The sequence below is a fragment of the Roseofilum sp. KMC-1 genome (assembly GCF_057802075.1).
Genome location: NZ_CM173605.1, coordinates 2,247,610 through 2,268,048, shown reverse-complemented (window position 1 = coordinate 2,268,048; position 20,439 = coordinate 2,247,610). Strand labels below are relative to the sequence as shown.

Here is a 20,439-nt window from a genome sequence, read left to right as displayed (position 1 = left end):
TCTTAGAAGTGGTGTACCCTAAAGGCAAGTCAATCGTGGCTCAAACCTATCGTGCGAAAATTTTTGTCACTTTGCGCCCTTCCGTTCTCGATCCGGCGGGAGTGGCGGTGGAGTCGGGCTTAAAACAGTTGGGTTATGAAACTGTGGAAGGAGTCAGAATTGGTAAATATATTGATTTGAAATTGCAAGCGGAGGGAGAAAGGGAGGCTCAGGAGCAGCTCGATCAAATGTGCGATCGCCTGTTAGCTAATCCTGTGATTGAAAATTATCGTTTTGATTTGATTCCAGAGTAGGAGGAAAGATCGTGAAGTTTGGGGTGGTGGTTTTTCCCGGTTCTAACTGCGATCGCGATATGGTGTATGCCCTGCGCGATGTGTTAGGTTGCCCAACCCGGTTAATTTGGCATCAGGAAAGGACGTTAGAGGATGTGGAGGGGGTGGTATTGCCGGGAGGATTTAGCTATGGGGATTATTTACGCTGCGGGGCGATCGCCCGGTTTTCTCCCATTATGACGGCGATCGTCGAACATGCCCATCAAGGTAAGCCCGTCTTGGGCATTTGTAACGGCTTTCAGGTATTAACCGAGGTGGGATTATTACCGGGAGCCTTAACGCGCAATCAGGGACTGCATTTTGTCTGCGATCGCATCACCTTAAAAGTAGACAATAATCAAACCCCCTTTACCCATTTATACGCCAAAGATCAGAAGGTAACGATCCCCATCGCCCATGGAGAAGGGCGCTATTATGCCGATCCCCAAACCCTCGCCCAAATCGAAGACAATCAGCAAGTTCTCTTCCGCTATCTAGGCGAAAATCCCAATGGTTCCCTGAATGATATCGCCGGAATTTGCAATCAGAAAGGCAATGTTATGGGCATGATGCCTCATCCCGAACGTGCCAGCGATCCGGTTTTAGGCGGAACGGATGGATTAACCTTATTTAAGAGTCTTTTGGAGAGCATGAATCCTAATTAGAGCTAGGGTGGGCAGTGCCCACCCTGAGTTGATTAATAAAATGAACGGAGTCAATTCATCAAAAGGATTTTCTGCAAAAGTTCCTCAATACTTTCCACATCAAAATTTGCCGCCAAATCTTCCAACTGCATCACAAATGCTTCATAACTAGAGTCCAGTTCTCGAATTCGATCCAATTCCATTTTAATCGCTTCAATATCCCCAATTTTAGCTGCATAATGCAAGCTTTTTAACTGAATAGTTTCCGGTGTTTTTTGTTCCCTAACTTCCTCAGATTTAGTACAATTATAACCTCCTATTTCTGGGTTTTCATAAATCCATTCTAAATGCAGATAATCCTCTAATTTATTCAACAATTCATCAATTTGAACCGGCTTAGACAAAACACCATCAGCACCTGACTCTAAAAATTGAGCTTGATCTGACTCAAAAACTCGCACCGATGCAATTAAAATAATAGTCTTTTCAAATTGGGGCGATTGCCGTAAGTGCATAATCATCTGTAACCCATCCATAACCGGCATTCCTACATCACTAATGATTAAATCAGGATTAAATTTTTCCGCAACTTCTAAACCTTCTTCACCATTTTCTGCTTCGGCTAACTCAAACCCTAAAGGAGATAAAATTTCCATAAGGATACCCCGGTTTTGCCAACGATTATCAACAATTAAAATTCGGGGAGCTATGCCTTTGACTTGAATCGGTTTTTCTTTGATTTTTTGTTTTTTGTCACTTAATTTAGAAGGGTTACTTTTCAAGCTGAGAAGAACTTTAAATTGGCTGCCTTTACCCAATTCACTTTTGACTTTAATTTCTCCCTCCATCAAGTTAATGATTTGATGGGTAATCGCTAATCCTAAACCTGTTCCTTCTGCATTTTGACTTTTACTTCCCACTTGCTCAAAGGGCAAAAAAATAGTTTTTATTTGTTCAGGAGTCATGCCTACACCACTATCTTCAATGGCAAATACAAGGGGATAAATAATAGAATTATAATCTAAACCAATCACTGTAGTGTGTCGATAAACATGGAATATGACTCCCCCTTTGTGGGTGAATTTAATCGCATTACCAATTAAATTAATTAAAACTTGTCTCAAGCGTTTTTCATCAAAATACAGAGTTTCTGGTAGCTCATCATCTGTTTTATAAATAAATTCAATCTCTTTTTGCTCTGCTTTGATCCGGCAAATTTCAGCTACTCCAAGCAAAAAGGATTGAAGATGAACATCCGTGGGGTTTAAATCCATTTTCCGCGCTTCGATTTTGGCAAGATCGAGAATATCATTAATTAAATTGAGTAAATGTGTACCGCATTGATTGATGATATTGATACTATTAATTTGCTGGGGATTTAAGCTAGAATCTCTAGCTAAAATCTGACTATAGCCGAGAATTCCATTTAAGGGTGTGCGTAATTCATGGCTCATATTGGCTAAGAATTCACTTTTAGCTTTATTGGCATCATCTGCTGCGAGTTTAGCTGCTTGTAATTCTTGGGTTCGTTCAGCTACTTTTAATTCCAAATTCCGTAAATATTCTTGCAGTTGTTGTTGAGATTTTCTCAAGCTACTCCAGAGGGTATAGCTGGTTTCTAAGAGTGCAGAGCTGGTTAAGGCCAAAATAGAGGGAATGACGGGTATCCACCAGCCCTGAAGAAAGAGAAGATAACTTAGGGTAATTACGCTGGCAGCACTGATAATAAAGTTGAGGGTAGTTTGGCCAATATAAAGTTTAGCAATATCATCTATTAAGCGCCATTGACTAATACATTTTGCGCCAATGATTGACCAGAAAAAAATCCACAGAAATTCCCCAATATCGGGACAGGTTTTGATGGATAAGCGGCCATTAATTGCTGCGTTGACGATCTGGCTGATTAGGTTGGCATTGACTTCTACCCCAGCCATGGCTTCAGGAATGCCTTGGATCTCGTTACTATAGGGAGTTAAAACGGATTCTTTTAAGCTTCTGGCGGTGGAACCAATTAAGACAATGCGATCGCGCATTAAATCGGGTGGAATGCGCTCTTCTAGGACATCCATTAAAGAAACTGTCATAAAACTGCCGGGTTTACCACGATAATTGAGCAGAATTTGGTAACCGGCATCATTGCTGCGAATATAGGCCCCATCATTGCTGGAAAAGGGATAAAATTGGGCCTGGCCTAGGGTGATCTGAAAATCTTCCGTAATGGTGGGAAAAATATTTTCAGTTTCTAGGTACAATAGGGCCAGACGAAAGCCTAAACTGAGGATGGTATTACCCTGAGCATCATCGAGATAAAGAAAACCTCGGCGAATTTTACCATCTACATCCCAGGGAAAGTCATTGGCACTGACTTGGCCGAGTTCAGCTAAGACGGGAGGGGGGGCGATCGCCAACCCATCACTATCTCCCACGACTTTTTGAATGCCAATTAAATTAGAAGTGGCTCGAAATAGGGCTGTTAAATCCTCATGTCCTGGCTCAACGGGCAAATTGCGGTATAAATTCAATCCAATAACGATGGGATTTTGGGCTTTTACTTTTTCTAAAACTTGGGTTAAGGTAGCATCCGAGATCGGCCAAGTGCCCAGGGTTTGCAGATCCGCCTCATTAATGCCCACAATAATAATGCGATCGTCTATCGCTTCCACTCGGCGCAAGCGAAACCCTTGATCTAATGCCGCTAGTTCTAAAGGTTGCAATACTCCCGTAAGCCGCACCCCAACAATCGCTGCGGTTATGCTAGTGGCGGTGAGTAAGATTTTACCCCATCCCTTGATTGTGCCGCTCAACTTTGCCCGCATCCCTTAAACCTGCTCACTAAGAATTGGTTCAACCATAGGTTTCTCTGGACGCTCTATGAAGGGTTGACCTTATCTTCTAGTTTACTGCTGCTATCATACAGTGGATAGTTCTCAATAGTAATGTAGGGGCAATTCAACGGATTGCCCCTACAGATCGTAATTATTGTGCCTGGGGTTAAGTTATGGGAAAAGTGCTATAGTTTTCTTTTGACTAATTATACTGCATAGCAGGAGTTTAAAATGGGTTGGATATTCAGTATATTTAATGACTTATAAAAATAGAGTCAGTTGAATGACTCAGGGCAGAATTGCTAAAATTTAAGCATTTGGGGTTAGGCGAGGTTATCCGCATAAACAACATTTACAGTTATTGCCATCGTCATCACAGCATTGGCAACAATCAATGGCAAGGTTCTGTTTCATGATGTTTGGGTTTTGTGGGGAACAGCCTACACTATTAATAGCGGCGATCGCCAAAAGGATCTGGAGCAGTTTCGGTAGATTATTCATTGTGTATATGCACCCTTAAACTCTGAATATCTTAACTTTACCGCTTTTCTTCTAAAGTGACATAGGGGGAGAAACCACTTATTCTAAAGTAGTGATTCAAGCTATTGAGTAACCGATTACTCATGAGCCATGACCAGCCTATAGCGCTATATTTTTGATGGTGAATTCATTGGAAATAATTGATCTTCAAGTCAAGCAGAAAGCCGATCGCCTCGATCGCTATCTCTCGGAGCAGTTACCGGATTTTTCCCGCTCCCGTCTCCAGAAATTGATCGATCGCGGTCAGGTGAAGGTGAACGATTGCGTCTGTCAACTGAAGAAAACGGCTCTACAACCAGGCGATCGCATTACCTTAGAGTTGCTCCCCGTAGAACCGGTTGACCTGATCCCGGAAGATATCCTCCTGGATATTCTCTATGAAGATGAGCAAATCTTAATTATCAATAAACCGGCTGGCTTAGTGGTGCATCCCTCCGCCGGTCATGAAACGGGGACATTAGTCCATGGGATTTTAGCCCATTGTCCTGATTTAAAGGGCATTGGCGGCCAGCAGCGACCGGGAATTGTCCATCGACTGGATAAGGATACTACAGGCGCTTTGGCGATCGCCAAAACCGACACCGCTCTTTATCATCTCCAAGCTCAACTCAAGAACAAAACCGCTCGTCGCGACTATCTCGGTATTGTCCATGGTTCCCCCAGCAGCGAGAGCGGAACCGTTGACCAACCCATTGGCCGACATCCTGGCGATCGGCAAAAAATGGCGATCGTGCCCATAGAAAAAGGCGGCCGTCCCTCCATCACCCATTGGCAAGTGCAAGAGTGCCTCGGTAACTACACCCTGATCCAGTTCCAACTCGAAACCGGCCGTACCCATCAAATCCGCGTCCATAGCGCCTTTATCGGTCATCCCCTCGTCGGAGATGCCACCTATAGTCGCAACCGCTCCCTCGGCGTTAACCTCTCTGGACAAGCCCTCCATGCCTGGCGACTTTGCCTACAACATCCCACAAAAAAGGAGTGGATAGAAGCTATTGCTCCACCACCCCCAGAATTTAATAAACTTTTACAAGTCCTTAGACAAAGATTAGGACTTGCGGTAAGGAGCAGCGATCGGTAAATTCGCTGTTGAAACCCGTCCAACTCCTCCGGGCCGGGCACTGCCGATAGACTTAGCCATATCTAAGAAACCAACAGGGCTGCCAGCAGAAGGTACTTTCTCTTGGGGCGTAAACTTGCGGATTTGGTTTTGCCAAACCGTTTGGGGGAAGCCCAACTGAGAACGGTGATAGGCTCCATAGCGAGGAGTCTTCAGGTTAAAAGGAGTTTCTCCTACTGCCCGTTGGGGAAGAACCCGCCGACGCTGATAAGGAACCGTATCATAGCCAAAGTTTTCCAGATATTCATCGCTCTCTAAGAGTTCATCGATAAATCCAGCTACACCTTTGTTTACAATCACGATCGACCAAGCAATTTTTTCCCGCTCGCTGTATACATCGCGGCCCAACAAGCGTTGGACGCAGATTTCTACAAAGCGGTAGTTGCTATTGGTTTCAAAGTTCCGACGCATAAAGGGATCGGAGGTGACTAAACCTTTAATGAAATCCCGCACGGTAATTTGACCATACCGGAGTTGAGACTCTAGGGCGGTTTGTCTATTTTGCTTCAGAATTTGGTGTTCGCTATAAACCTGGCGATAGGCAGCCCAGATTAATTCATCCAGGCCACTGCCAGAGAGCAGATCTTCCGTGGAAAAAATAATGGGCTGCTCTTCAGAACCGGTTTCATAGCCAGCAACACGCACATTTTGACTTTTTGGAGAGTAGTTTAATAAAGGAATTGCCACCTTGATATATCTCCCGAATCTTAGAAAAACTTACATTCCTTAACTGTTTACTATATATCAAACTTTGGCCCAACTTGTAGAAAGATTTCCACAGAAAATAGGGAGAGTAATTGAGGATTTAATGCAAGGTATCTTAATAATTTTTAATGTAGGGGAGTGGGGAACGGGGAATCAGCAAAAGGCAATCCTCCCTATCCCCCTATCCCCCTATCTCCCTATCTCTCTAGCCGATCTTGGGGCCTAGACCGACGGTTCCGGCATAAACGGCCATTTCGCCTAGTTCGTCTTCAATGCGTAACAGGCGATTATATTTGGCGATCCGTTCGCTGCGGGAGAGGGAACCGGTTTTAATTTGACCGGCGTTGGTGGCAACGGCTAAATCGGCGATCGTGGTATCTTCCGTTTCTCCAGAGCGGTGACTGATGACGGAGCGATAGCTGGATCTAGCACCGAGGGCGATGGTATCCATGGTTTCCGTCAGAGAGCCAATTTGATTGAGCTTAATCAAAATGGCGTTGGCGACGGAGCGATCGATCCCCTGTTGCAGGCGCGTGGGATTGGTCACAAATAAGTCATCGCCGACGAGTTGGATGCGATCGCCTAATTTTTCCGTAGCGAGTTTCCAATTGTCCCAATCATCTTCAAAGAGAGCATCTTCCATGGAAACAATGGGGTAGCGATCGATTAAACTCCCCAAATAGTCCACAAACTCTTCCGCCGAATGAGACGAGCCATCATAAACATAATTGCCATGATCGTAGAACTCGCTGGCTGCTAAATCTAGGGCAAGGGAAACTTGCTTTCCGGGTTCATACCCAGCCTTAGTAATCGCTTCCATGAGAATATCCAGGGCCGCTTGGTTAGACTCTAAATTGGGTGCATATCCCCCTTCATCCCCAACTCCCGTGAGTAAATTGCGCTCTTTAAGCACCTTACTCAAGGAAGCAAACACCTCTGCACCCCAACGCAGAGCATCTTTAAACGTGGATGCACCATGGGGGACAATCATAAATTCTTGGAAATCTACATTATTGTCTGCATGGGCCCCACCGTTGATCACATTCATCATGGGAACCGGGAGGACATTGGCGGAAGGGCCGCCCAAATAGCGATATAGGGGCAATCCTAGGGTTTCGGCGGCTGCTTTGGCAGTAGCCAGGGAAACAGCGAGAATCGCATTTGCACCCAATTCTTTCTTGTTGCTGGAGCCATCCCGGTCGATCATCAGATGGTCAACCAACCGTTGATTAAGCGCATCTACCCCAATTAGAGTTGGGGTGATTTTTTCTTTAACGTTGCGAACGGCGGTTAATACCCCTTTGCCACCGTAGCGAGCGGGGTCATCATCTCGCAGTTCATGAGCTTCAAAGCTGCCCGTTGATGCGCCACTGGGGACTTGGGCTAAACCCATAGCACCATTGGCTAAATAGACTTCTGCTTCTACTGTGGGGCGGCCTCTAGAGTCAAGAATTTCGCGGGCGTTGATTTCGGCGATCGCAGTGTCGAGTTCAGGCATAATCTTAGAGTTGTCCTTATTCTGTATAGGGAACGTTTGTTAGAATACGCCATGGATAGCCAATCCGCCTTGAATTTTGGAAAGTATTTGGGATTGAAACTTAGGGATTAAACCATGCGATTTTTGCACACCATGTTACGAGTGAAAAACTTAGAAGAGTCTCTCAAGTTTTATTGCGAGGTTTTGGGGATGAAACTGCTGCGCCAGAAGGACTATCCAGGCGGAGAGTTTACCCTAGCCTTTGTCGGTTATGGGGAAGAGTCGGATCATACGGTTTTGGAGTTGACCTATAACTGGGGTAAAGACCAGTACGATCTCGGTGATGCCTATGGTCATATTGCCCTAGGGGTAGAGGATATCTATCGAACCTGCGAGCAAATTACGGCCAAAGGGGGTAAAGTGGTACGGGAACCAGGGCCGATGAAACATGGATCTACGGTGATTGCTTTTGTGGAAGACCCCAATGGCTATAAAGTGGAACTGATTCAAATTAAAAACTAAGGAATAAGTATAGTCTTTCTCAACTTGATGAGATACAGATCGATCCTCGATCCCCCTAAATCCCCCTTAAAAAGGGGGACTTTCTCTACTGCCCCCCTTTCTAAGGGGGGTTGGGGGGATCGAGATGTACCCCATAGAGAAAGAAAACTTCTGTATATCCAAATCTTAGCGATCGCGTCCCGGCGATCGCAATAACAATTGTTTAAAAGAACTTGATATGACTGCCAATTTTCCGCAAGCGGATATGAAAGAGCAAGGGAGAAACGTAACCCCCCTTCAAGTTGATGAATGGAAACCCCTGCTGATGGTCGGGGGATTTTTTTTTACGGTTTGTATGGCGTTGGTGTTGCATCGCCATTTCACGTTTTATTCGTCCTACGATCAGGGCATTTTTAACCAGGTGATGTGGAATGGAGTCCAGGGTAATTTCTTCCAAAGTAGTCTTTCTTCCCAGCTTTCGACGAATGTGGTTCATGCTGGGGAAATGCCGGATGTGAGTTATCACCGGTTGGGACAGCATTTTACCCCGGCTTTGTTGCTTTGGTTGCCCTTCTATTCTTGGTTTCCCCAAGCTGCTACCCTATCTGTATTATTAGTGACAGTAATTTCGGCGGCGGGTTTGGTGTTGTATGTGCTGGCTCGGCAATATTTGGAGCCGACTCCAGCTCGCTGGATTACATTTAGCTATTATGGGGCCCATGCGGTAATTGGGCCAACTCTGTGTAATTTCCATGATAATTTTCAGTTGCCCCTGTTTATGTTTACCCTGTTGCTGGCGATGGAAAAGCGCTGGTGGTGGCTGTTTGCGCTGATGTGCCCTTTGATTTTGGCGGTTCGTGAGGATACGGGGATTGCTCTGTTTGGGGTGGGCATGTACATGATTTTGAGCCGCCGGTTTCCTCGGATTGGGGCGATCGTATGTTTACTGAGTTTTGGGTATATTTTGGCTTTAACCAATCTGATCATGCCCCTGTTTTCCGATGATATTTCTAAGCGGTTTATGCTGGAGCAGTTTGGCCAATATACCGATGCGGAGGAAGCGTCAACCCTGGATATTATTCGGGGTATGTTAATGAATCCGGGGAAATTGGCGATCGAATTGGTGACCCCATTTTCACTGACCTTTAGGTATATTATTGCCCAATGGTTGCCCTTGATGTTTGTGCCTGTAGTTGCGCCGACTTCCTGGATTATTGCCGGGTTTCCCTTGCTGAAATTACTGGTTGGTCAGACAACTTCCCTACTCTCGATTAATGTGCGCTATGCTATAACTTTGGTTCCGGGCCTCTGTTATGGGGCGATTTTATGGTGGTCTGGGGAAGGATTTAATAATTTTTTTCAGCCGAATAAACCCCGTCAACCGCGTTCTCTGAGCCGAGTTTCTAAGCGGGTATGGGCGATTTGTCTTAGCACTTCGATTTTTTTGGCGATCGCCGCTAATCCCAATCGCACGCTATACTTCATTGTGCCCGATGCCGTGGAGCCATGGGTTTATGTCTCTCCCCTCCAACAATGGCAAAGAAGCCGGGAAATCTATCAGGTTATCGGTCAAATTCCCGACGATGCCAGTGTTGCGGCAACCACCTATATTGTTCCCCATCTTTCCAGTCGTCGCGAAATTATCCGTTCTCCCTTTGTGTTTATTCGGGGCGATAATGGGCAAGTGGAAACGGTAGATTATCTGGTGGCTGATTTATGGCGTTTGGTGCGCTATCAATCCGCATTTGAAGAAGATAGGGAGTCTCTCAACATCCATGTGGATTTAATTAATCATCTCCTGGCGACTTCCCAGTATGGCGTGACTGAGTTTATCAATGGGGTGATTTTAATGCAAAAAGGGGTTAATTCTGTTCCCCAGGAGTTACAGGAATGGCAAGAATATGAACAATCCATTCAACCGATTTTGAATCAACCGCAAGTGTCCTGAGACAGGGTAGGGGTGGGTTTGAAACCCACCCCTACCGAAATGGAGAGGATGGGTATCCTAAATTTTGGGTAAAACCCGCCCCTACGGTTGGACTGGGTACTATACTAAAATTGGGCATCACCCACCCCATCATTTTTAATTTTGAATTGAAATGTCACAAGTGCTTGCGGGACATTATCAGATAGACAAACAACTCGGTCGAGGAGGGTTTGGCATCACCTACCAGGCGCGAGACCTACACCTTCCCGGACATCCCTTCTGTGTGGTGAAGCGACTCCAGCCTCAGTATAATGACCCCGACAACTTGGAACTGGCCAAGCGCTTGTTTGAGACAGAAGCCCAGGTGCTGCAACAATTGGGAAGTCACGAGCAAATTCCGCGATTATTGGCTTATTTTACGGAAGGCGGAGAATTTTATCTGGTTCAGGAATATATCCCAGGCCATGATTTGACTCAGGAGATACAACCGGGAAAACCTTGGTCAGAGGAGCAGGTACTGAAACTGCTCGAAGGTATTCTCACCCCCTTGGCATTTGTGCATCAAAATGGGGTGATTCATCGGGATATTAAACCGGCTAACTTGATGCGGCGCAATGGTGATAACCGAATTTTCTTAATTGACTTTGGGGCAGTTAAGCAAGTCCTCTCCCAGTTGAACCAGCCAGGAGGACACACGATGTTAACCGTGGGTATTGGCACGCCAGGATATCAGCCGAGCGAACAAGCGGCAGGAAATCCCACATTTGCCAGCGATATCTATGCAGTGGGGATAACAGCGATAGAAGCATTAACGGGAAAACCCTCCCCTGATTTAAAACCAGACCCCCAAACTGGAGAAATAATGGTGCAAAACCTTGCCCCTCATGCCAGCACGGGACTGAGGCGGGTGTTGCAGAAGATGGTCTATTATGACTTTCGTCAGCGCTACAAGTCGGCGAAAGAAGCCTTAAAAGAGGTGCAAGAACTGCGAAGGAGGAATGTCGTACAGCCGCCACCTGTAGCACCGCCACCCGTAGCACCGCCTACAACAACGGTTGTACCTAGCCCCATGCGACGGCGCGTCATTCAAGGGGTGGGTTTGGTGGGTTTGGGGTTTGCGGGCAGTTTAATGGCTCGTTCGCTGATGGATGGGTGGCAACTGGAACCGAGTTTTGAGCCGGAAATAGTGCCAGAACCAGAGCCGGAACCTACTCCAGAACCAGTAGTGGAAGCGCCACCAGAACCAGAGGAACCGCAACTGCCCATCTTTCGGTTTGAAGTGGTGACGGTGAACCGTCGGGGAGAAATTGTTGCACAGGAAGAGAGGGAAGCGCAGTATTTTCAGGAAGATTTGGGAGAAGGTGTCTTTTTAGATATGGTGGCGATTCCGGGGGGAACATTCCTCATGGGTTCGCCACCGGAGGAAAAGGGACGAAGTGATAGAGAAAGTCCCCAGCATTCGGTGACGGTGCAGCCGTTTTATATGGGCAAATTTGAAGTCACCCAGGCGCAATGGCTCAGGGTAGCGTCGTTTCCCCAGGTGAAGCGTGCCCTAGAGTCTAATCCTTCTCGTTTTAAGGGAGAAAGCTTGCCCGTAGAACAAGTTTCATGGTATGATTGCGAGGAATTCTGCGCTAGGCTGTCCCAATATACGGGAAATTCCTATCGCTTGCCCTCAGAAGCAGAGTGGGAATATGGCTGTCGCGCCGGAACCACGACTCCGTTTCATTTTGGCGAAACCCTGACTACGAATCTCGCTAATTTTGATGGGTCGAGTTACACCTACGCGGATGAGCCGAAAGGTGAATACCGCCAGGAAACCACCCCGGTAGGTAGTTTTCCCCCCAATGGGTTTGGCTTGTATGATATGCATGGCAACCTGTGGGAGTGGTGTGCTGACCATTGGCATGATAATTATAATAACGCTCCTACTGATGGGAGTATATGGCTATCTAGTCATGAACTAAATACCTGGCTGCTTCGTGGGGGTTCTTGGCTCAACAATTCTGATAATTGTCGCGCTCGGTCTCGCGTCTCGCTTGCGGCGGTCAATAGGAACCTCAACTGCGGTTTTCGCGTGGTTTGTCCCTTGGCGATGACGAACTAGCCCTTTACTCTTTATTCCTTTTTTCCTCTACCCTGCTTTTCTTTTTTCTCTTCTCCCGCCGAAGGCGGAAAAATTTTTCGGAAAAATCGGGGTCTGCTCTTATATATATGCGGACACATTTCCTGACTATAGATCCTAGGTTAGCAGAGAATGGGGGGAAAGTCAAATCAATTAAAAATTAAAAATTAAAAATTAAAAATTTTCATGTCGGCGACAGCCGAAAAAATTAAAAATGGATTTTGTAGGGGCGGGTTTTACCCAGATTGAGGACACCCACAAATCAATTCTCTAAACCCGCCCCCTACCGCTAAGGGTTGGGGGCAGGTTTACCCAGGTTATTGGTGGGAATTGGGGGATAGGGGTTAACCTGCCCCTAACTTGCGGCGGGATATGGGGCCAAAAACAGGCATTATCCGACTAACTCCACCTTCAACTGCACGTCATCAAATGCGGGCAGTTCATCCCCCCTAGCAAGACCAATTAATACCCATTCTTCCAACACTCCTAACAGCTCTCGGCGACATTCTTCCAAAGTCGCACCCGTTGCCCAGACTCCAGCCGCACCAGCAGACCCATAAAATCCTTCTTCTTCCAGGAATTCATACGTTGCTTTTTCCATGGCTTCTTGTAGATACTCTTGAATCACAGCCAACGCCTCCTATGTTTCGGTGGGTCGCTGTTCTTTATTAGCATCAAAGGGAATCATGATGAAGTCAATAGGCGATCGCTCCTAGCGTTCTAGAATTGAGTGACCAGAGTTTTCCCCGTTTCACAGAGGAGGGATATTTTTTGGCGTACCCAAGTGAAGGGGTTATGGGATTGTTGGCCAAGGGCTTGGCTATAACTTTGATAGGCTTGGTTGTATTGTTGCAAATGATGGAGACATACGCCCCGAAAGAGCTGTAGAGTCGGATCTTCAGGATTAAGATTGAGAGCTTCTTCAAAACTCCAGAGGGCTTTTTGATAGTGGTGGAGATGGGTACAGGCACATCCTCGCTGAATCCAAAGGTCGATGTTTTGCGGATCGAAAATCAGAGCGCGGTCAAAATGGGCGATCGCCTCTACATAGTTTCCTTCTTCGATACAGCGCTCGGCTTTTTGGGCATAATTTTGGCTCATTAGTGTTTTGGTCATTGCTAATTACCTCGTTTCTTATACCGATTTTTACCTTAAGATTCACTGTTAAGTGCTAAGATTACCTAGACAATAAATGCTCCTATCATTGAGTATGTTCCGAGAAAAGAAAAATGGGAATAAGGGTATGACCCCCTAAGCAGAAAGTATCCCCATATAACCTTTATTGTTGAGAAAAAAAAAGTAAATTTACTGATATTTATCGAGAACTTCTAGAATGGCTTGGGGAGAAATCAGGGTATTTGCACATAAAATCCCGGAAGCAGCCACAGCCGGAACGCCAATACCGGGTAAGGTACTATCACCGACTCGGTATAAATCCGTAATCGGGGTATGGCAACTGGGCCAGGTTCCTTGTCCGGGGGAGATCGCCGGCCCATAGGTTCCCTGGTGGCGGCGCAGATAACGGGAGTGGGTTAAGGGAGTCCCCACCCACTCTAGAACAATGCGCTCTCGGATATCAGGAATTACTCGCTCTAAAGCTCGATAAAGGGGTTGGGATTTGACAGATTTTCGCTCTGCATAGCCGCGATCGCGACTCCATCCGGCAAAGGGTTCTAAGGTATAGGCATGAATGCAATGATAGCCCTCTGGAGCCAAGAGTTTATCCCAAACCGAGGGGATAGAAATCATACAGGTATTGCCAGGGGTAGTAATCTCCCCATCCTCAGCATGAACCACCACATGATGGCCGGTTAATCCCTCTAAGCCATCGGCGCGAATCCCTAAGTGTAGGTGCATAAAGCTCTCTACTGCTGGGGTAGCAAGCTGTTTTTGGCGATAGGCAGAGGGGAGGTCTTCCGGGGATAACAACTGAGTGTAAGTATCCCAAAGGGTGGCATTAGAAATGACAATCGGCGCAGTCAGTGTTTCTTTCCCTCGTAACCGCACCCCGACCGCTCGTCCTTGCTCGATTAGGATTTTTTCCACCGGGGCCCCCAGTCTCAGTTGACCCCCAAATCGGGTTAATCCCCTCACGAGAGCGTTGATAATGGCTTCACTACCGCCTAGGGGATAGTCTACAACGGAGCGATCGCGCTCCCCTAACATAAAAGCCACCTCTGGCGCTACGGTTCCCTCAGCTTTAAGACCAGAGAGTAAAAAGCATTCGAGATCGATCAGTCGTCTCACCCAAGGGTCTCGAACGGTACGATTTAAAATATGGCCCGCAGAACGATTAAGAAGGCCCAAGTGGGGAAGCAGTTGCCAGAGAGCTGGTAAATAGCGGGTTGCCAAAATCGGGAGCAGTTGCCAGTCCGATCGCAAAGCAATTGTAGGAATTTGCCTGAGAGCATCATAGAGTTCTAGAAGCGGCCGTTGAAAGGCGATCAGTTCCTTGGCTCCTTGGGGAGTAATTTGGGCTAAGGCTTCTTGGTAGCGATCGCTCTGGCTATAGATAGGTAAGGTACGATCGGGAAAATGATAATGGCCCAAGGGATCGTAGGCGATCGCCTCCACCCGTTCCCCCAAAATCTTCAGCACTTGGCCCAGAGGATTCAGAGACTGGCGATCGCTCAAACCACAATAAAACGACGGCCCCGTATCAAACCGAAACCCTTGTCTTACAAAACCATGGGCCGCTCCTCCAGCTACCCCATGACTTTCACAGATGATCACCCGTTTCCCATGGTAAGCCAGTAGTGCCCCCGCCACTAATCCCCCAATACCGCTACCAATGACGATCACATCTGCGTCTGACATCATTCAATCCTTGAGTCTACTTGCACACTTCACATCTACACTATGCAAACCCTAAGAAGTTTTATCCAAAAAGTTGCCCTAGATACATAAGTAAACTATAATATGACAGATAAGTTTTAAGAGTTCTTTAAACTCAATGGATCATTGAGTAAACCCATTTAAAGAAGCTCTTAGAAAGATTGCGATCGGATGCCCAAGAATCGGGTGACTGATCCACTCAGAAAGACTCAAGCAACACCTGAGTCATTCAAACTCCATCACTATTTTAGACTTTCATGAGGCAACAGCGATGAATTTGCGTTATCGCGGTATACAATATCAACGTACTCTCTCTTCTGTAAAGAGTCCTGAAGAAATCGATCTCCCTGAATCGGTGATTTCTCAATCTTCATTATCTTCCCCCCTGGACTTAACCACCCTACAGCTCTATAAGACCGTCATTGTCGTCATTGTGGCTTTGATGGCAGGGGTCGTTTCATTGGTCACTTGAACCGGCGAGTGGTTACTCTCATCCCCATTAGACCTCCTATTTCTGTAAAAAAAGTGGCAATTGATTCAGGGATCTAATGGAGTTGAGCGACCCAAGACAGACCTAAACCTTAAATGCCATGTAAGGCCCCTTTTCGGCCTAATTCAGACATTTTCATAAAAATATCTTGCGAACTTTGAGGTTCAACATTTTCAGGGGGCTGAAGTTGGACATAGGCTCCATCCGGCTGAAGCTCCCATGCATGACGATTGTCAGCCAACATCACACCGAGAATCTCTTGTAGATCTTTTTGAATCTCTGGATCGTCAATGGGAGTCACTGCCTCCACCCGTCGATCGAGATTACGACGCATCCAATCAGCACTGCCAATATAGGACTCTTCAGCGCCTTGGTTGTGGAAGTAGAAGATCCGAGCATGTTCTAAGAAGCGACCTACAATACTGATAACTCGGATGCGATCGCTCACCCCTGGGATTCCCGGTCGCAAACAGCAAATCCCCCGTACAATCAGATCGATTTGCACTCCTTCCTGAGATGCTCGATAGAGAGCCGCAATAATTTGGGGATCGACCAAAGAGTTCATTTTGGCGACAATTCGAGCATGATGGCCATTGCGAGCATGTTCAATTTCCCGTTCGATCAACTTCATCATCCCCAAGCGCAAACTCACTGGAGCAACCAGCAACTTGCGATAAGACCGTTGTCGAGAATATCCCGTCAAAAAATTAAACAAATCGGTCAAATCAGCACCCAACTCATCCCGACAGGATAAAATCCCCAAGTCTGTATATAATTTAGCTGTTTTCGGATTATAGTTTCCTGTGCCAATATGCACATAACGGCGCATCCGATCCCCATCTCGGCGCACCACCATCACCACCTTTGTATGGGTTTTCAAGCCTACCAAACCATAGACCACATGCACCCCAGCACTCTCTAGAGTTCTGGCCCATTGAATATTATTCTCCTCATCAAATCGAGCCTTCAATTCCACTAATGCCACCACTTGCTTGCCATTTTCGGCTGCGGCAATCAAAGCCTTGACAATGGGAGAATCTCCAGAAGTTCGATACAATGTCATCTTGATCGCCACTACCTTCGGATCGTAGGCCGCTTCGGTAATAAAGCGTTGTACCGTAGAACTAAAAGAATCATAGGGATGATGGAAAAACAGATCCCGCTCTCGAATCACTTCAAAAATGCTTGGCCCTTCCTCTTGTTCTAGGGAAAAAGAATCGGTTTGAAGCTCTCGCAAGGCATGAAGATGATGGGGGACTCTAGGAGACCATTCTGGATCTTTAAGATGAGGCAAAGGCAGTGCCATTAAACTCATTAAATCCCCTAGACCCACTAATCCCTCTACTTCATAAATATCTTCTTCTTTTAATCCCATTTCCTGCATTAACATCTCGCGAATTTTGGGTGGCGTATTGATCATAATTTCCATCCGGACAACCAACCCACCAATGCGACGTTTACGCAATTCTTGCTCAATGGCTAAAAGTAAATCATCGGCTTCATCTTCTTGAACGGATAGATCGGCATTGCGAGTAATCCGAAAAGGATAATATTCTTGGATATTCATACCTGGAAATAAGGGTTCCAGATTATGGGCGATAATTTGTTCTAAGGGAACTCCCATCCAACGAATTTTACCTTTATCGCTGCTGGGGTTATATAACTCAGGAGGCAATTCTAAAAAACGAGGGAGGGTTTTGGGGACTTTGAGCCTAGCAAAGTGATCTTCATTGGTTTCTGGATCGTTAACTAAAACGGCTAAATTAAGGCTACGGTTGGAAATATAGGGGAAAGGATGACTCGGATCGACGGCTAAGGGGGTTAAAATGGGGAAAATTTGCTTTTCAAAATAATTTTGATAATAGAGGCGTTGCTCTGGATTAAGGTCAATATAATCAACTAAGTGAATGCCTTCTTCAATGAGCTTGGGTCTGAGATTATGGTGAAAATGCTGATGTTGTTTTGCGATGATTGGATGTAACTCTTTGCTGATGGCGATCAGTTGTTCTTCTGGGGTGCGGCCATCGGGGGTTAATTGATGAACTTCGGCTTCGACTTGTTTTTTTAATCCGGCAACTCTGACCATGAAAAATTCATCGAGATTGCTGCTAAAAATAGCGAGGAATTTTAATTTCTCTAATAAGGGAGTACGCGGATCGAAGGCTTCATGTAAAACTCGTTTATTGAATTCTAGCCAACTGAGTTCTCGATTCAAGTAGTATTGGGGATCGTTGAGATCGATGGTGGTGTTGGATTTTTTGGGTTTAACCATTATGAATAGGAGGTAAAGAGCAAAGGATAGGAAATGCCCGATCTCACCTGATGCAAAGGGGTTGAGGGGGTGAGTTGGGTAATTGATTTGTATTTTACCCTATAGAGAGAAATCGGAAAATAGGATTAAGTGATGATTAAGTGGGAATTGAGGATAGGTTAATTCTCAACAGTAATGGTTTAGAGACAAACTCATTTTTTCCCAGTTTAGGCGATCGCCGAAATCGCAAAAACATGGCCTTTCCAAGGGGGAATATCTAAATAGAGTCCTTGGGTGGATAATTCCTCCCCTTGTCGTTCATAATAGGCGGAACTGATTAAATCTTGGAGTGCATAGATAACGGGTTGCCAATCCCAAGGCAGATGGACATAGCATTGGCCGGGATAGGGGGCATAATTGACCACCACTAGCACCCGTTCCTGCTGTTCTGTATGCCAGCCAAAAGCAATAAAATTAGCCCATGTGCCGTTATATTCCCATGCAGGAGAGCAGTGTAAAAGCTGCCAATGTCCTTCACGCAGAACGGGATGACTCAAGGTTTGCAGGAGTTGCTCATAGAAGTGTTCTAAGGCGGGATTGGGGGTTTGTTTAGCGCTGCGACAGAGATGGATGGATACTTTTTGTGTCCATCCTTGGAGTTGCCCATGGTGGAAAAATCTTAATCCTGGACATAGATAGGTCAGGAGCGCGGCGGCTTGATGGCTACCGAAGGGAAATGTACCGGCAGCGCGGGGTTCATCATGGTTTTCTAGGAAGCGGACAGAGCGCTGTTGATAGTCTAAGGAGGCGCTAAAGTGTTCGCGGACGGCAGAGGCTTGTTGGCTATGGAGGCGATCGTAGAGACGCTTGTCGTAGGTATAATCAAAGCCTTGCTGTTGTAGCGTCCATTCTAATCCCCAATAGACTTCTGCCATGAAGGTAAAGTTGGGGTGCTGTTGTTTCACTGTTTGGATGGCTGCGGGCCAAAAGGAGTGAGCGATAATGCCCCAGGTGCGACGAAAAATGTCGGGTAAAATGAGCATGGCCATGTCACAGCGTACTCCGTCACAGAATTGGGCGATGTTGAGTAATTCAGCCGTCATGGCGCTTAAAACGGTGGGGTTGCCATAGTTGAGTTGTAGAGTATCGGGCCAGCCGGAGAAATAGGGGTCTCGTCCATGGGCAAAGATGGCTTGTTGGGCAATTTGGGTGTAGTTTTGGGGTTCCCGTTGCTGGTCTTCTGGGGTTCCTTGGATGTAGAAGTCGGGATGTTCTTGTACCCAGGGATGATCGGGGGCGGTATGGTTGGGGACAAAATCGAGGAGAAGTTTAAGTCCGCGTTGATGGAGGCGATCGCTAAATTGTTTGAGTAGGTGGCGATCGCCAAAACTGGGATCGAGCTGATAGGCTTTAATGGCAAAACAAGAGCCACAAATATCGCTCTCCGTGAGATCGGGTAGAAGTTCTTTATATTCCTGAATCCATTCGGGGTTAGTGCGCGATACTTGCCGACCTAGGATTCCGGTTTCCCAGATGCCTAGGACATAAATCCAATCAAATCCTAGGGCTACCCATCGATCGAGTTCGCTGTCGGGGATGTCGTTTAGGGTGGTGGGACGGTTTAATTCTTGGGAAAGATCGTGGAGTCTTAAGCGGATGTTGAGTTGATAAAGGGTTGGATTCACAGTAAAAGATATTAAAAGTGGGTTAATGGAAAACAGAGTCAACGAAAGCAAATTTTAAGTCTATGAGTTTATTGTATCTTGGTGTACTGCACCAATTAGCATTATCGGTGGGATCTGGAGTGCTAATCCTGACGGATGGGGGGATGGGGGAATAGGGGGATAGGGGGAGCGAGACGCTTCCTCCCCAGTAATATCAAGGGATTCCAGGAGTGCGGGCATCTTGCCCGCTTCTCTTTTACCCTTAGCTGGACTTGATCTCATTCATGTTCTTGAGAGAGCCAGAAAAATGCGGTATCACCTGAAGTGGCGATCGCTTAGGCTTGCACTTCCGTTGCCCAATGGGTAGGATTTATACGGTTCTCCAAAATTGAATGGAATCAAGAAAGCTGCCGCGATGAATAACCCTGTTTCAGTTTCCCCGTCTATGCTTAAAGCTCGTCATCAGCAGAAAAAATGGTTTTGGAAATTGGCTCTCTTGTTAGGTATGCTCTCGTTGAGCTACAAAGTGATTAAGAGTTATTTCCAAGAACCGGACGCAATTTTAGTCTTAGGGGGTTCGGTGGTGCGGGAACAGTTTGCGGCTGATTTTGCCCGCAAACATAGTAATTTGGATGTTTGGATTTCTGGAGGCAGTAATCCCGAATACGCTCAATGGCTGTTCATGGAAGCGGGGATTAGTTTGGAGCGGCTCCATTTAGATTATGAAGCGGTGGATACGGTGACGAATTTTACGACTTTGGTAGATGAGTTTAAGGCAAGGGGAATTGATAGTGTTTATTTAATTACTTCAGACGATCATATGCCCCGCGCTCAGGTGATTGGTCAAATTGTGTTTGGCAGTCAAGGAATTGAGTATAAACCGTTATCTGTGCCTTCTGGACGGGAACCGGAACCGATGGAAAAGGTGGTGCGGGATGGGGCAAGATCAGTTTTATGGGTGATGACGGGGAAAACGGGATCGAGTTGGAAAGAGTGGATCAATTAGACAATAACCCGCCCCTAC

17 protein-coding genes are annotated in these 20,439 nt (G+C 46.3%); 8 read left to right on the top strand and 9 right to left on the bottom strand.

The window, feature by feature from the left end; all coding sequences use genetic code 11:
• Positions 1–35 precede the first annotated feature (35 nt).
• Positions 36–293, top strand: coding sequence for a phosphoribosylformylglycinamidine synthase subunit PurS (purS, locus tag AC3FZD_RS10555; protein WP_283751629.1), 258 nt, complete (start codon positions 36–38; stop codon positions 291–293).
• An 11-nt stretch (positions 294–304) separates the two neighbouring features.
• On the top strand, positions 305–976 hold the full coding sequence (purQ, locus tag AC3FZD_RS10550) for a phosphoribosylformylglycinamidine synthase subunit PurQ (RefSeq protein WP_488740083.1): 672 nt from the start codon (positions 305–307) through the stop codon (positions 974–976).
• Between the two features lie 50 nt (positions 977–1,026).
• Here the strand turns inward: purQ and AC3FZD_RS10545 are convergent, their stop codons facing one another.
• Both AC3FZD_RS10545 and AC3FZD_RS10540 read right to left on the bottom strand, forming a co-directional pair.
• Complete coding sequence (locus AC3FZD_RS10545; protein WP_488740082.1) at positions 1,027–3,771, bottom strand: CHASE2 domain-containing protein; 2,745 nt, start codon at positions 3,769–3,771, stop codon at positions 1,027–1,029.
• Between the two features lie 342 nt (positions 3,772–4,113).
• Positions 4,114–4,281 (bottom strand): hypothetical protein, encoded by a 168-nt coding sequence (locus AC3FZD_RS10540; RefSeq protein ID WP_488740081.1) that lies wholly within the window; start codon positions 4,279–4,281, stop codon positions 4,114–4,116.
• A gap of 157 nt (positions 4,282–4,438) precedes the next feature.
• Here AC3FZD_RS10540 and AC3FZD_RS10535 point away from each other — a divergent pair, with 157 nt between their 5' ends.
• On the top strand, positions 4,439–5,401 hold the full coding sequence (locus AC3FZD_RS10535; RefSeq protein WP_488740080.1) for an RluA family pseudouridine synthase: 963 nt from the start codon (positions 4,439–4,441) through the stop codon (positions 5,399–5,401).
• Here AC3FZD_RS10535 and AC3FZD_RS10530 read toward each other — a convergent pair.
• Both AC3FZD_RS10530 and eno read right to left on the bottom strand, forming a co-directional pair.
• On the bottom strand, positions 5,369–6,127 hold the full coding sequence (locus AC3FZD_RS10530) for a phycobilisome rod-core linker polypeptide (RefSeq protein WP_488740079.1): 759 nt from the start codon (positions 6,125–6,127) through the stop codon (positions 5,369–5,371). The genes AC3FZD_RS10535 and AC3FZD_RS10530 overlap by 33 nt on opposite strands.
• A gap of 223 nt (positions 6,128–6,350) precedes the next feature.
• Positions 6,351–7,643, bottom strand: a complete 1,293-nt coding sequence (gene eno, locus AC3FZD_RS10525) for a phosphopyruvate hydratase (protein ID WP_488740078.1) — start codon at positions 7,641–7,643, stop codon at positions 6,351–6,353.
• 114 nt (positions 7,644–7,757) lie between these two features.
• On the opposite strand from eno, the gene gloA reads away from it, so the two are divergent.
• The 3 genes from gloA (at position 7,758) to AC3FZD_RS10510 (ending at position 12,157) form a co-directional block, all read left to right on the top strand.
• Entirely contained in the window at positions 7,758–8,144 is a 387-nt protein-coding gene (gene gloA / locus AC3FZD_RS10520) for a lactoylglutathione lyase (protein ID WP_488740077.1), read from the top strand.
• 217 nt (positions 8,145–8,361) lie between these two features.
• Complete coding sequence (locus AC3FZD_RS10515) at positions 8,362–10,071, top strand: DUF2079 domain-containing protein (RefSeq protein WP_488740076.1); 1,710 nt, start codon at positions 8,362–8,364, stop codon at positions 10,069–10,071.
• 151 nt (positions 10,072–10,222) lie between these two features.
• Positions 10,223–12,157 carry a bifunctional serine/threonine-protein kinase/formylglycine-generating enzyme family protein gene (locus AC3FZD_RS10510; RefSeq protein ID WP_488740075.1) on the top strand — a complete coding sequence of 645 codons (1,935 nt, stop codon included), beginning with the start codon at positions 10,223–10,225 and terminating at the stop codon, positions 12,155–12,157.
• A 409-nt stretch (positions 12,158–12,566) separates the two neighbouring features.
• Here AC3FZD_RS10510 and AC3FZD_RS10505 read toward each other — a convergent pair whose 3' ends face one another.
• The 3 genes from AC3FZD_RS10505 to AC3FZD_RS10495 all read right to left on the bottom strand — a co-directional run bounded on the left by AC3FZD_RS10505 (position 12,567) and on the right by AC3FZD_RS10495 (position 14,992).
• The gene (locus tag AC3FZD_RS10505; RefSeq protein WP_488740074.1) at positions 12,567–12,803 is read right to left on the bottom strand and encodes a type II toxin-antitoxin system HicB family antitoxin; all 237 of its coding nucleotides are present in this window, start codon (positions 12,801–12,803) and stop codon (positions 12,567–12,569) included.
• Between the two features lie 92 nt (positions 12,804–12,895).
• Positions 12,896–13,291 carry a tetratricopeptide repeat protein gene (locus tag AC3FZD_RS10500; protein WP_488740073.1) on the bottom strand — a complete coding sequence of 132 codons (396 nt, stop codon included), beginning with the start codon at positions 13,289–13,291 and terminating at the stop codon, positions 12,896–12,898.
• A 189-nt stretch (positions 13,292–13,480) separates the two neighbouring features.
• Positions 13,481–14,992, bottom strand: coding sequence for a phytoene desaturase family protein (locus tag AC3FZD_RS10495; RefSeq protein WP_488740314.1), 1,512 nt, complete (start codon positions 14,990–14,992; stop codon positions 13,481–13,483).
• 289 nt (positions 14,993–15,281) lie between these two features.
• Between AC3FZD_RS10495 and AC3FZD_RS10490 the strand changes: the two genes are divergently transcribed.
• Positions 15,282–15,482 (top strand): hypothetical protein, encoded by a 201-nt coding sequence (locus AC3FZD_RS10490; protein WP_488740072.1) that lies wholly within the window; start codon positions 15,282–15,284, stop codon positions 15,480–15,482.
• Between the two features lie 109 nt (positions 15,483–15,591).
• Here AC3FZD_RS10490 and ppk1 read toward each other — a convergent pair whose 3' ends face one another.
• On the bottom strand, positions 15,592–17,772 hold the full coding sequence (ppk1, locus tag AC3FZD_RS10485; protein ID WP_488740071.1) for a polyphosphate kinase 1: 2,181 nt from the start codon (positions 17,770–17,772) through the stop codon (positions 15,592–15,594).
• Between the two features lie 206 nt (positions 17,773–17,978).
• Positions 17,979–19,436, bottom strand: coding sequence for an alpha-amylase family glycosyl hydrolase (locus AC3FZD_RS10480; protein ID WP_488740070.1), 1,458 nt, complete (start codon positions 19,434–19,436; stop codon positions 17,979–17,981).
• Between the two features lie 424 nt (positions 19,437–19,860).
• Between AC3FZD_RS10480 and AC3FZD_RS10475 the strand changes: the two genes are divergently transcribed.
• On the top strand, positions 19,861–20,421 hold the full coding sequence (locus AC3FZD_RS10475; RefSeq protein WP_488740069.1) for a YdcF family protein: 561 nt from the start codon (positions 19,861–19,863) through the stop codon (positions 20,419–20,421).
• Positions 20,422–20,439: the final 18 nt, after the last annotated feature.